This is a genomic window from Thioclava sp. JE_KL1 (assembly GCF_009296265.1).
In the GTDB taxonomy this organism is placed as follows: Bacteria; Pseudomonadota; Alphaproteobacteria; order Rhodobacterales; family Rhodobacteraceae; genus Thioclava.
Genome location: NZ_WBJS01000012.1, coordinates 19,209 through 30,772 on the forward strand (window position 1 = coordinate 19,209; position 11,564 = coordinate 30,772).

14 protein-coding genes are annotated in these 11,564 nt (G+C 64.6%); 11 read left to right on the forward strand and 3 right to left on the reverse strand.

The features are described from left to right. The first annotated feature begins 10 nt into the window (after positions 1-10). Complete coding sequence (locus tag F8R15_RS17960; RefSeq protein ID WP_152845500.1) at positions 11-3,175, forward strand: DNA translocase FtsK; 3,165 nt, start codon at positions 11-13, stop codon at positions 3,173-3,175. A 228-nt stretch (positions 3,176-3,403) separates the two neighbouring features. After that, the gene (locus F8R15_RS17965) at positions 3,404-4,000 is read left to right on the forward strand and encodes an outer membrane lipoprotein carrier protein LolA (RefSeq protein WP_152845527.1); all 597 of its coding nucleotides are present in this window, start codon (positions 3,404-3,406) and stop codon (positions 3,998-4,000) included. A gap of 4 nt (positions 4,001-4,004) precedes the next feature. Here the strand turns inward: F8R15_RS17965 and F8R15_RS17970 are convergent, their stop codons facing one another. Then, the gene (locus F8R15_RS17970; protein WP_083078005.1) at positions 4,005-4,583 is read right to left on the reverse strand and encodes a lytic transglycosylase; all 579 of its coding nucleotides are present in this window, start codon (positions 4,581-4,583) and stop codon (positions 4,005-4,007) included. Between the two features lie 190 nt (positions 4,584-4,773). Between F8R15_RS17970 and hspQ the strand changes: the two genes are divergently transcribed. Next, entirely contained in the window at positions 4,774-5,100 is a 327-nt protein-coding gene (gene hspQ / locus F8R15_RS17975) for a heat shock protein HspQ (protein ID WP_078521487.1), read from the forward strand. A 43-nt stretch (positions 5,101-5,143) separates the two neighbouring features. On the opposite strand, the gene F8R15_RS17980 is transcribed toward hspQ, so the two are convergent. Both F8R15_RS17980 and F8R15_RS17985 read right to left on the reverse strand, forming a co-directional pair. Beyond that, complete coding sequence (locus F8R15_RS17980; protein WP_166741317.1) at positions 5,144-5,587, reverse strand: ATP-binding protein; 444 nt, start codon at positions 5,585-5,587, stop codon at positions 5,144-5,146. 64 nt (positions 5,588-5,651) lie between these two features. Then, entirely contained in the window at positions 5,652-5,996 is a 345-nt protein-coding gene (locus tag F8R15_RS17985; protein WP_098412173.1) for an STAS domain-containing protein, read from the reverse strand. Between the two features lie 87 nt (positions 5,997-6,083). Between F8R15_RS17985 and F8R15_RS17990 the strand changes: the two genes are divergently transcribed. The 8 genes from F8R15_RS17990 (at position 6,084) to rnc (ending at position 11,545) form a co-directional block, all read left to right on the forward strand. After that, the gene (locus F8R15_RS17990; RefSeq protein ID WP_152845502.1) at positions 6,084-7,262 is read left to right on the forward strand and encodes an acetyl-CoA C-acyltransferase; all 1,179 of its coding nucleotides are present in this window, start codon (positions 6,084-6,086) and stop codon (positions 7,260-7,262) included. Then, positions 7,259-7,711, forward strand: a complete 453-nt coding sequence (locus F8R15_RS17995; protein ID WP_152845503.1) for a GAF domain-containing protein — start codon at positions 7,259-7,261, stop codon at positions 7,709-7,711. The genes F8R15_RS17990 and F8R15_RS17995 overlap by 4 nt, the downstream gene beginning before the upstream one ends. A gap of 7 nt (positions 7,712-7,718) precedes the next feature. Beyond that, a complete protein-coding gene (locus F8R15_RS18000) occupies positions 7,719-8,099 on the forward strand; it encodes a GFA family protein (protein ID WP_152845504.1) in 381 nt (126 codons plus the stop codon). Positions 8,100-8,138: 39 nt separating this feature from the next. Next, positions 8,139-8,786, forward strand: coding sequence for an RluA family pseudouridine synthase (locus tag F8R15_RS18005; protein WP_078601129.1), 648 nt, complete (start codon positions 8,139-8,141; stop codon positions 8,784-8,786). Positions 8,787-8,862: 76 nt separating this feature from the next. Beyond that, positions 8,863-9,606 (forward strand): pyridoxine 5'-phosphate synthase, encoded by a 744-nt coding sequence (locus F8R15_RS18010; RefSeq protein WP_078600872.1) that lies wholly within the window; start codon positions 8,863-8,865, stop codon positions 9,604-9,606. 6 nt (positions 9,607-9,612) lie between these two features. Next, on the forward strand, positions 9,613-10,014 hold the full coding sequence (gene acpS, locus F8R15_RS18015) for a holo-ACP synthase (RefSeq protein WP_152845505.1): 402 nt from the start codon (positions 9,613-9,615) through the stop codon (positions 10,012-10,014). Positions 10,015-10,067: 53 nt separating this feature from the next. Next, the gene (gene lepB, locus F8R15_RS18020; RefSeq protein ID WP_078549435.1) at positions 10,068-10,856 is read left to right on the forward strand and encodes a signal peptidase I; all 789 of its coding nucleotides are present in this window, start codon (positions 10,068-10,070) and stop codon (positions 10,854-10,856) included. Next, entirely contained in the window at positions 10,853-11,545 is a 693-nt protein-coding gene (rnc, locus tag F8R15_RS18025) for a ribonuclease III (RefSeq protein ID WP_078571195.1), read from the forward strand. Before lepB ends, rnc begins: the two co-directional genes overlap by 4 nt. Positions 11,546-11,564: the final 19 nt, after the last annotated feature.

The window sequence follows — 11,564 nt, forward strand, 5'->3', positions numbered from 1 at the left end:
ACGGTAGGTTATGGCATCTTATCAGGTTCGACAGCGCGATCCGCTTTTCGATCAGGACACGCAAGCCGTTCTGGAACGGCGTGGCAAGGAATTGGTGGGGGGGCTGCTGGTCGTCTTCGGCCTGCTCGCCGCGATGATGCTTTTCTCCTATCACCCCGAAGATCCAAGCTGGATGGCGTCCTCGGATGAGCCGGTGCAGAACTGGTTGGGCCGGATCGGCGCCGGGATCGCTTCGCCTCTCTTCGTGATCGTCGGGCACGGCGCGTGGCTGCTGCCCGCGGCGCTGGTGGCCTGGGGGCTGCGCATGATCACCCATCGCGGCGAAGAACGCCTCGTGTCGCGGATGATCTTCTTCCCGATCGCCGTGGCCGTCGCCGCCGTTTACGCGGCGCTTCTGGTGCCGGGCGACCAATGGGGGCAGGCCTTCGGCCTCGGCGGGCATTTCGGCGACATGATCGCGGGCGCGATGCTGGGGATCGTTCCGATCTCGGGCGTGGTTGGGCTGAAGCTTCTGTCGTTGGTCCTCGCCGCGGCGATGCTGGCCATGGCGACCTTCGTTCTCGGCTTCACCAAGCCCGAGCTGCAGGCGATCACGCGCTTCATGTGGCTGGGCACGGTCGCGATCTATGTCGGCGCGATGAACATTCTGGGCCGTGGGGCATCGGCCTCGGTCACGGGGGCTCGCTCGGCGGCAGAGCGGGCGCGTCAGCGTCGCGCCGAAGCAGCCGAACGCGCCGCAGAGCTGGCGGCCTGGGAAGAGCAGCAGGCCTATGCCGCGCATGACTGGGCGCCCGAGGTCGAAGCGGCCCCGGCGGCACGCCCGTCCTTCCTGTCGCGGATCCGTCGCCCGGTGGAACCCGATTACGATCCCTATGATGCCTCGCCCGAACTGTTCGAGACCGAGCCCTATTGGGACGACCAGCCGCAGCCCGCAGCGCCGACCGAGGACCGCATTCGCGCCCGGATCAGCCAGGCGGTGCAGAACCGCAAGTCGGCGCCGATCGTGACCGATTACGCGCCCGAACCCGAGGCTCCGCTGCATCATGACATGCCCGAGACCTTCGCCGACCCCGAGCCGGAGGCGCCGCGTCCGTCTGCCTCGGTGCTGGCCGCCGTCGCCAAGCGCCTCGCGCGCGCGCCGCGTCAGCCGCAGGTCGTGCATCAGGAGCCGCCGCTGCGGGCCGAGCCGCAACTGCGCGCCGAGCCGCCGCTCAAGGCCAAACCGCGGTTCATGCCGGGCTTCGGCGCGCCTGCCGCTGCCGCCGAGCATGCGCCCGAAATGGCCTATGCCGGTGCCGACGAGCCGCAGATGACGGCGGCTGAGCAGGTCGCGCAGGGTTATGACTACGCGGACGACGACAGCCGCGACTGGACCCATCCGGATTACGAAGGCTTCGAGGCCGATCCACGCGACATGCGTACCGAGCATTTCTACGCGGGCGAGCCGCACTCCTTCGACGAGTCGGGCGCTGCACAATGGATCGAGGAAGACGTGGTGCCGGAGATCCCGGCGTCTGCGCGCGGTCTCGACCGTCAGGTGATCAAGCAGCCCGAGCCGAAGCGCGTCGTGCAGCCTGCGGCGAAACCCGCAGCCCCCTCGCGTCGTGCGATCGAAGAGGCGCAGCCGAAGATGGCTTTCGAGAAGCCGAAAACCGCGCCCTTCGAGATGCCGCCGCTGTCGCTGCTGACCAACCCCACGACGATCCAGCGCCACCAGCTTTCCGACGAGGCGCTGGAGGAGAACGCGCGGATGCTCGAAACCGTGCTCGACGATTACGGCGTGAAGGGCGAGATCGTCTCGGTCCGCCCCGGCCCCGTCGTCACGATGTATGAACTCGAGCCCGCTCCGGGTCTGAAAGCCAGCCGCGTGATCGGTCTGGCCGACGATATCGCCCGCTCGATGTCGGCGCTGTCGGCACGTGTCTCGACCGTGCCGGGCCGTTCGGTGATCGGCATCGAACTGCCCAACGACCACCGCGAGAAGGTCGTGCTGCGCGAGATCCTCTCGGCGCGCGATTTCGACGACAAGAACATCAAGCTGCCGCTGGCTCTGGGCAAGACCATCGGCGGCGAGCCGATCGTGACCAACCTTGCCAAGATGCCCCACCTGCTGATCGCAGGGACGACCGGCTCGGGTAAGTCGGTGGCAATCAACACGATGATCCTGTCGCTGCTCTACCGTCTGACGCCGGAAGAGTGCCGCCTGATCATGATCGACCCGAAGATGCTCGAACTCTCCGTCTATGACGGCATTCCGCATCTGCTGTCGCCGGTTGTGACCGACCCGAAGAAGGCGGTCGTCGCCCTGAAATGGGTCGTCTCGGAGATGGAAGAGCGCTATCGCAAAATGTCCAAGATGGGCGTGCGGAATATCGAGGGCTACAACGGGCGCGTGAAGGAAAGCCTCGACAAGGGCGAGATGTTCAAGCGCACCGTGCAGACCGGCTTCGACGAGGAAACCGGCGAGCCGATCTTCGAGACGGATGAATTCCAGCCCGAGCCTTTCCCCTATATCGTCGTCATCGTCGACGAGATGGCCGACCTGATGATGGTCGCGGGCAAGGAGATCGAGGCCTGCATCCAGCGTCTGGCGCAGATGGCGCGGGCTTCGGGCATCCACCTGATCATGGCCACGCAGCGCCCCTCGGTCGATGTCATCACCGGCACGATCAAGGCGAACTTCCCGACCCGGATCTCCTTCCAGGTGACGTCGAAGATCGACAGCCGCACTATTCTGGGCGAGCAGGGCGCCGAGCAGCTTCTGGGCATGGGCGACATGCTCTACATGGCGGGGGGCGGCAAGATCACCCGTTGCCACGGGCCGTTCGTGTCCGACGAGGAAGTCGAGGAAATCGTCAACCACCTCAAGAGCTTCGGTCCGCCGGAATACATGTCGGGCGTGGTCGAAGGCCCCGATGACGACACGGCGAGCGATATCGATGCGGTGCTCGGCCTCAACACCGGCGGCAATACCGGCGGCGAGGATGCGCTCTACGATCAGGCGGTGGGCATCGTGATAAAGGATCGCAAATGCTCGACCTCCTACATCCAGCGCAAGCTGGGCATCGGCTATAACAAGGCCGCGCGCCTCGTGGAGCAGATGGAAGATCAGGGCATCGTGTCCTCGGCCAACCATGTCGGTAAGCGCGAAATCCTCGTGCCCGAGCAGCAGTAAGCCGGTCACAATCAGAAATGCGACGCGCCCCGGGGGAGAACTCGGGGTGCTTTGCGTTTCAGGGGCCCTTACTCGGGATGACCGCCGGGCGCCGTGATCCGATACGGGGGCGCTGTTATTGAATGACATCCCCTGTTAGGCGCAAATGCGCTCAAGACGGACCCGCAGCGCGATTGGCGCGTTACGGCGGGACTTCCGCTTTCGCAAGGAGTGCCTAAATCTATGGTCATGAAACAGATCCGCATCCTGCTCGCCGCGATCTTCACGCTGGCGCTCACCCTTCCGGCCTCGGCCGGGAAAGTCTCGCTGAATCAGATATCGTCCTATCTGAACTCGCTGACCTCCGCTTCGGCGGATTTCACGCAGGTCAACTCGGACGGGTCGATCTCGACCGGCAAGCTGTTCATCAAGCGGCCCGGTCGGGCGCGCTTTCAGTACAATAACGACAAGACGTTGGTGCTGGCCTCGGCCAACCGGGTCGCGGTGTTCGATCCCAAATCGAACCAGCCGCCGGAGCAATATCCGCTGGTGAAGACGCCGCTGAACCTGATCCTCGGGCGAAATATCGATCTGAACCGCAACGGTATGGTCGTGGGCTACACGACGGACGGGCCGAAGACGATCGTGACCGCGCAGGACCCGCAGCATCCCGAATACGGGAATATTCAGCTGGTCTTCACCGACGGGCCGGTCGAGCTACGCCAGTGGGTGATCACCAACCAGTCGGGCGAGAAGACCACGACGATCCTGAACAACCTGCAAAAGGGCGGCAACTTCGCCACGTCGATGTTCTCCATCGATCAGGCATTGGCCCAGCGGCGCTGATTGCTCAGCGCCGGCAGGATTGCAGCTGAATCTGATACATCTGCGCGCGGGATGCGACGCGGTTGGCGACGGCGAGAAGCCAGGATTTCGACCGGTGTGACCCGCGCGAGTAGCCGCCGCGCCCTTCGTGATAGGCCAGATACTGGTTGCGCGCGTCGGCCTTGGAGATGCCAAGCTTCTTCTGCGTGCCGTCCATGTACCAACCCATGAAATCGGTGGCGTCGGCGATGCGGTTGCGCCTTGCACCGAAGCGATGGGTGTCTTCGCGATACTCATCCCAGGTGCCGTCCAGCGCTTGGCTGTAGCCATAGGCGGAGCTTTGACGGCCCAGCGGGATGATCCCGAGCGCGAAGCGTTGCGGCGTCTTCGCATTGCCGTCGAACTTGCTTTCCTGATGGATCGTGGCCATCTGCACGGCGACCGGCACGCCCCAGCGGGCCTCCGTCCGGCGCATGGCGTTGAAATATTGCGGGCGTTCTTTGATGATCGCGCAGGCGTCATCAAGATTGCGCGGGGGCTTGGACGGTCCGCCTCCGCAGGCGGCCACCGCAAGCACTACGCCGAGGGCGAGGTATTTCTTCATAGCTGCTCTTCTTTGCTCTGACGGCCTTGTTTTTTGTCAGTCTATGCGTAATTGGCCCGTTCGAAAACCGGGAAACGCACAGGATCAGCGGACTGTCGCGACGAATCGGACAATCTGTTTCCGGCGGAAATGAGGCGAAAACGTGGACCTGAGCGGTTTCACGATTTAGAATTAAGGTATGAGGATAGATATGCATACCACGCACGCGAAATATCACATCGGCCAAGTGGTGCGGCATCGCAACCACCCGTTCCGCGGGGTGGTGTTCGATGTCGATGCGATCTTCTCCAACTCGCAGGAATGGTATGACGCGATCCCCGAGGAGTCGCGCCCGTCCAAGGACCAGCCCTATTACCACCTGCTCGCAGAGAACGACGAAAGCTATTACGTGGCCTATGTGTCCGAGCAGAACCTCGTTGCGGATTTCTCCGGCGAGCCGGTAAGCCATCCCGATCTCGAGGATCTCTTCGGCGAATTCGGCAACGGCTCCTACCGGCTGCAATTCCAACTGAACTGAACCGCGCCGGGCATGTCGCAAGGGCGCGGGTCGGGCAGGGGCCCTATCCCGCCTGTCGCATCTCGATCGGGTCTAGCGGCATGCGGAAGGCGAGCAGATTGCGCCCCTCCTCGCGGTGGTATCCCAGATCGGTCGCAAGATCGCGGATCAGGAACCAGCCGAAGCCACCTTCGGGCAGGCTGGTCGGGTCGGGCCGCTCCGGGTCGCGGTCTTCCAGATCGAGGCAGGCAGGAGGCAGCGCGACCCCATCGTCGCTGACCGAGCAGGTGAGCCCCTTACCGTCGCGCGCGATGGAGAGCGAGATCGTGCCTTTGCCGCTATCGCCGTAGCCATGCTCGACGATGTTGTTGAGGATTTCCGCGAGAATCAATTCGAGCGTCCCGGCCTCTTCCTCGGTCATCAGACGGATGAAACGCGCCACGGCGGCCCGCAGCGCGTCGCGCACCGCGATCGGTGTCGCCGCGAAGCTGAGGTTGAAGACCCGCACTTCCGTCTGCTGCGGGTGCGGGGTTGGGCGCGGGGTGCTGGGGGGTGATTTCGGTCTCACACGCTTACGCATATTTCCGGCCCTCCCCCAGCGCGGCTTCGATGTCGGCGTGGATTGGCAGCACCGAATCCATACGGGTCAGGCGAAAAACCTTCGCGACATTCGGCGTCAGCCCGCAAAGCTCCAGCTGTCGGTTTGGCGCGAGCGATTTCATCACCGCCACCACCGCGCCGAGGCCCGAACTGTCGAGAAACTCCACCTTCGAGAGGTCCAGCAGCACCCGCGCCGCCGGTTGCACGGTGACATCGCGCATTCTTTCCTTGAACCGGATCGCGATGGCCGCATCCAGCCGCGCCTCGGCCAGATGGACGACAAGCGCGCCTTCCAGCGCTTCGGCAGTGAGGTTCATGTCCGACTCCCACGGTTGATCTGACGGGAAGGCTAGACGGCAATGCTTACCATTCGGTATCCGTGGGACAGAATTTTGGAGGATATCATGGAAAACGTGGTGATCGTCGGAGCGTCGCGCACGCCGATGGGCGGAATGCAGGGCGTGTTTGCAGCTGTGCCTGCGTCGGAACTGGGTGGGGCCGCCATCAAGGCGGCGATGGACGGTGCAGGCGTCGCGCCTGCGCGGATCGAGGAAGTTCTGATGGGCTGCGTGCTGCCCGCAGGTCAGGGGCAGGCGCCCGCACGACAGGCAGGCTTCGCGGCGGGGCTTGGCGAAGAGGTGCCCGCGACGACGCTGAACAAGATGTGCGGCTCGGGCATGAAAGCGGCGATGGTGGCCTATGACCAGATCGCGCTCGGCCAGACCGGGGTGATGGTCGCGGGCGGGATGGAGAGCATGACCAACGCGCCCTACATGCTGCCGAAGATGCGCGCAGGGGCACGGCTCGGCCATGCTCAGGCGCTCGATCACATGTTCCTCGACGGGCTGGAGGATGCCTATGACAAGGGGCGTCTCATGGGCACCTTTGCCGAGGATTGTGCGCAGGCGTTCCAGTTCACGCGTGAGGCGCAGGACGATTACGCGATGGCGTCGCTGAACCGGGCCGTTGCAGCGGAGAAATCCGGGGCCTTCGCCGACGAGATCGCGCCGGTGACCGTGAAAACCCGCAAGGGCGAGACCGTGGTCGCGATCGACGAGCAGCCGGGCAATGCGCGCCCCGACAAGATCCCGCATCTCAAGCCCGCCTTCCGCAAGGACGGCACGGTGACGGCGGCGAATTCGTCCTCGATCTCGGACGGGGCGGCTGCGCTGGTGCTGGCCTCGGAGGCTGCGGCGAAGGCCGAGGGCCTGCCGATCCGCGCCCGCATTCTGGGCCATGCGAGCCATGCGCAGGCGCCCGCCGATTTCCCGACGGCGCCGGTTCCGGCGGCGGAGAAGCTGCTGAAGAAGCTCGGCTGGACGGTCGATGACGTCGATCTGTGGGAGGTCAACGAGGCCTTCGCGGTCGTGCCGATGGCCTTCATGCATAAGCTGGGCATTTCGCATGACAAGGTGAATGTGAATGGCGGCGCCTGTGCGCTTGGCCATCCGATCGGGGCGTCGGGCGCGCGGATCATCGTGACGCTGCTCAATGCGCTGGAAAAGGCCGATCTCAAGCGCGGCGTGGCCGCGATCTGTATCGGTGGGGGCGAGGGCACGGCCATCGCGATCGAACGGGTATGAGCGTGGATTACGACGATCTGGCGAAACGCATCGCCGCGCTGACCGAAGGCGAGACCGACGAGGTCGCGTTGATGGCGACGCTGGCCTGCGAAATCCATCATGCGGATGACCGCTTCGACTGGACCGGGTTCTACCGGGTCACCGAGCCGGAACTGCTGAAGATCGGCCCCTATCAGGGCGGGCATGGTTGCCTCGTGATCCCGTTTTCGCGCGGGGTCTGCGGGGCGGCGGCGCGCGAGGGGGCGACGCAGCTCGTGCCCGATGTCGAGGCCTTCCCGGGCCATATCGCCTGCGCAAGTTCCACCCGCTCGGAACTGGTGATCCCGGTCCATGCAAAGCGCGGTGTCATCGCGGTGCTCGATATCGACAGCGACCAGCCCGATGCCTTCACCGAAGAGGATGCCGCGGCTCTGGAAGCGATTCTGAAAGACGTGTTCGGACATTTGTGAGGAAGCCATGAAACATACCGGCGGGTGCCTCTGCGGGGCGGTCAGCTACGAGGTCGAGGGCGACATGCGGCCTGTGGTGGCCTGCCATTGCAGCCAATGCCGCAAGACCTCCGGCCATGTCTGGGCCTCCTCGCAGATCGATGACCATCAGCTTGTGCTGATCAACCGCGACGGGCTGCGCTGGTATCGCTCCTCCGAGACGGCGGAGCGGGGCTTTTGCGCGGTCTGCGGCAGCTCCCTGTTCTGGCGGCTGGACGGGGAGGGGCGCATCTCGATCGCGGCGGGCACGCTCAACCTGCCGACGGGGCTTTCGATGGCGGAGCATATCTTCGTGGCCGATAAGGGCGATTACTACGAAATCGAGCCGGGGCCGCCGCAATCGCCCTGAGGCTTGACCCGACAGGCGGCGCAGTGCATCTCGCAGCGCATGAGTTACGTCTATGACCCGCCACAGGATGCCCCGCGCATCCTTCATGCCGATCACGAAATTCTCGTGGTCGACAAGCAGGCGGGGTTGCTGTCCGTGCCGGGCAAAGGGCCGGACAAGGCGGATTGCCTGATTGCGCGGCTGCGTGCGCTTCACCCCGAGGTGCTGCTGGTTCACCGGCTCGATACCGATACCTCGGGCGTGATGGTCTTCGCGCTGACGCCCCACGCGCAGCGCCATCTCGGTCTGCAATTCGAGAAACGCCAGACCAAGAAAGCCTATCAGGCGCGGCTCTGGGGTGAGCTGGCCGAGAAGGAAGGCCGGGTCGATCTGCCGCTGTGTGTCGATTGGCCGAACCGCCCGCGCCAGCATGTCGATCATGAGAACGGCCGCCCCGCGCAGACTGACTGGCGGGTGATGCGCCATGAGGACGGCACGACGCGGGTGCGGCTGATGCCGATCACGGGGCGCAGCCACCAGCTGCGGGTGCATATGGCCGAGCTGGGCCACCCGATCCTTGGCGATCCGCTTTATGCCGAAGGCCCGGCGCAGGCGTTCGAGCGCCTGATGCTCCATGCCGAGACCCTGCGCTTTCGGCATCCAGATGGCGGCATGCATATGACCTTCACCGCGCCCGTTCCGTTCTGAAACCGATACAATCGCAGGTCTTTTCCCCGCCCGCGCGCGCAGGCATACTCCTGCGAGACTTATTGCGGAGAGCCCGATGCCCAAACCTTTGCGCCTTGGTGTGAATATCGATCACGTGGCCACCGTGCGGAATGCCCGCGGCGCGGCCTATCCTGACCCGCTGCGCGCCGCGCGTCTGGCCGAGCAGGCCGGGGCCGACGGGATCACAGCGCATCTGCGCGAAGACCGCCGCCATATCCGTGACGCGGACATCGACGCGCTGCGCGGCGGGCTCGACATCCCGCTGAATTTCGAGATGGCCGCGACGCCCGAGATGCAGGAGATTGCGCTGCGCCATCTGCCCCATGCCTGCTGCATCGTGCCGGAAAAGCGCGAAGAGGTGACGACCGAAGGCGGTCTCGACGTCGCGGGCGATCTGTCGCGGCTGACCGATTACGTGGGGCCGCTCGTCGAGGCGGGCATCCGCGTGTCGATGTTCATCGGCCACGACCCGGCGCAGATCGAAGCCTCCGCCAAGATCGGCGCGCAGGTGATCGAGCTGCATACGGGCCATTTCTGCGACATGCATTACGCGGGCGATTTCGCCGCCCGCGATGCCGAGCTGGAGGCGCTGAAAGCAGGGGCGGCCTATGCCGACAGCCTCGGGCTGGAGGTGCATGCGGGCCACGGTCTTACCTATGAGACGGTCGAGCCGATCGCCGAGATGAAGCAGATCCGCGAGTTGAACATCGGCCATTTCCTGATCTCAGAGGCGATCTTCGTGGGGCTCGGTCCCGCGATCGTGCATATGCGCAAGCTGATGGATGCGGCGCGGGGCTGAGGCGGCATGATCCTCGGCATCGGCACCGATCTCGCGAATATCGAGCGGATCGAGCGCACGCTCGACCGCTTCGGCGACCGCTTCCGCAATCGCGTCTTCACCGAGACCGAGCAGCGCAAGGCCGAGCGCCGCAAGGATGTGGCGGGCACCTATGCCAAGCGCTGGGCGGCGAAGGAGGCCTGTTCCAAAGCGCTTGGAACCGGGTTGCGCATGGGCATCGCATGGAAGGATATGGCGGTCACGAATCTGCCAACGGGGCAGCCCGTGATGCAGGTCACGGGCTGGGCGGCGGACCGGCTTAAGGAAATGACACCAGAGGGTTACGAGGCCGTCATCCATGTGACGCTGACCGATGACCACCCCTGGGCGCAGGCCTTCGTCGTGATCGAGGCCCGCAAGCTTTCTTGACTCGGGCGCGAGGCCGCGTATTGAGGCCAAGGAATTTTGAGGCAGGGTAAGAGATAATGGCGAAGAACAAGGCCGAGGGCGGTATCCTCGACACGATCAAGACGATTGTCTGGGCACTGGTGATCGCGGGGGTGTTCCGCACGCTGTTCTTCCAGCCCTTCTGGATTCCCTCCGGCTCTATGAAGGACACGCTGCTGATCGGCGACTTCCTCTTCGTGAACAAGATGGCCTATGGCTATTCGCGTTACTCCTGCCCGTTCTCGGCCTGCCCCTTCGACGGGCGCCTGCTGGCCAGCGACCCCGAACGCGGCGACGTCGTGGTGTTCCGTCACCCGACCAAGAACGTCGATTTCATCAAGCGTCTGATCGGCCTGCCGGGCGACAAGATCCAGATGATCAACGGCGTTCTGCAGATCAACGGCAAGGCGGTCGAGATGAAGCCCGAGCCCGATTTCGAGGAAGTCATGCAGCCGCAGGGTCCGCAGGGGCTGCTGCCGCGCTGCTCGAACTCGCCGGTCGGCATGGGCGATACCTGCATCAAGAAACGCTATGCCGAGACGCTGCCCAATGGCGTCACGCATGACATTCTGCAGATCAACAATGACGGCCCCGTGGACAACACGCCCGTCTACACCGTGCCCGAGGGCATGTATTTCTTCATGGGCGACAACCGCGACAACTCCGAAGACAGCCGCTTCCCGCAATCGGTGGGCGGTCTCGGCTTCGTCCCGAAAGAAAACCTGATCGGCCGGGCCGACCGGGTGATGTTCTCCTCGGCGGGTCGCTCGCTGTTCTACTTCTGGACCTGGCGTCCGGATCGGTTCTTCAAGGCGATCAATTGAAGCTAAGCGCGGAGATCAAGGCATTCGAGCAGCGCCTCGGGCACAAGTTCAAACGGCCCGAGCTGCTCGCGCGCGCGCTGACGCATAGCTCGATCTCCACGCCGACCCGGCCCGACAACCAGCGGCTGGAATTTCTGGGCGACCGCGTTCTGGGCCTCGTGATGGCCGAGGCTTTGTTCCTCGGCGACCGTGCCGCATCCGAGGGCCAGATGGCGCCGCGCTTCAACGCGCTCGTGCGCAAGGAAGCCTGCGCCGATATCGCGCGCAAGATCGACCTCGGTGCGGTGCTCAAGCTCGGCCGGTCCGAGATGATGACCGGCGGGCGGCGCAAGCTGGCGCTGCTGGGCGACGCGATGGAGGCGGTGATCGCGGCGGTCTATCTCGATGGCGGGTTCGACGCGGCGAAGGTGCTGATCCTGCGGCTTTGGGAAGACCGGCTCGACAGCGTCGAGGAAGACGCGCGCGACCCGAAAACCGCGCTGCAGGAATGGGCGCAGGCACGCGGTCTGCCACCGCCGCACTACGAGATCATCCATCGCGACGGTCCCGATCACGCCCCCAATTTCACCATCGAGGTGCGTCTGGAGAACGGCGCGCGCGAAACGGCGAAGGCCGGATCGAAGCGTCAGGGCGAGATGACGGCGGCGAAGTCGCTGCTGAAGCGCTTGGAAGACGGCGCCGAGGGCTGAGCCAAGGCCCGGATCAGCC

Bases quoted from the DNA above. Each gene is read 5' to 3' on its own strand.
- F8R15_RS17960 (WP_152845500.1), top strand. From the start codon at position 11: ATGGCATCTTATCAGGTTCGACAGCGCGATCCGCTTTTCGATCAGGAC.
- F8R15_RS17965 (WP_152845527.1), top strand. From the start codon at position 3,404: ATGAAACAGATCCGCATCCTGCTCGCCGCGATCTTCACGCTGGCGCTC.
- F8R15_RS17970 (WP_083078005.1), bottom strand. From the start codon at position 4,583: ATGAAGAAATACCTCGCCCTCGGCGTAGTGCTTGCGGTGGCCGCCTGC.
- hspQ (WP_078521487.1), top strand. From the start codon at position 4,774: ATGCATACCACGCACGCGAAATATCACATCGGCCAAGTGGTGCGGCAT.
- F8R15_RS17985 (WP_098412173.1), bottom strand. From the start codon at position 5,996: ATGAACCTCACTGCCGAAGCGCTGGAAGGCGCGCTTGTCGTCCATCTG.
- F8R15_RS17990 (WP_152845502.1), top strand. From the start codon at position 6,084: ATGGAAAACGTGGTGATCGTCGGAGCGTCGCGCACGCCGATGGGCGGA.
- F8R15_RS17995 (WP_152845503.1), top strand. From the start codon at position 7,259: ATGAGCGTGGATTACGACGATCTGGCGAAACGCATCGCCGCGCTGACC.
- F8R15_RS18000 (WP_152845504.1), top strand. From the start codon at position 7,719: ATGAAACATACCGGCGGGTGCCTCTGCGGGGCGGTCAGCTACGAGGTC.
- F8R15_RS18005 (WP_078601129.1), top strand. From the start codon at position 8,139: ATGAGTTACGTCTATGACCCGCCACAGGATGCCCCGCGCATCCTTCAT.
- F8R15_RS18010 (WP_078600872.1), top strand. From the start codon at position 8,863: ATGCCCAAACCTTTGCGCCTTGGTGTGAATATCGATCACGTGGCCACC.
- acpS (WP_152845505.1), top strand. From the start codon at position 9,613: ATGATCCTCGGCATCGGCACCGATCTCGCGAATATCGAGCGGATCGAG.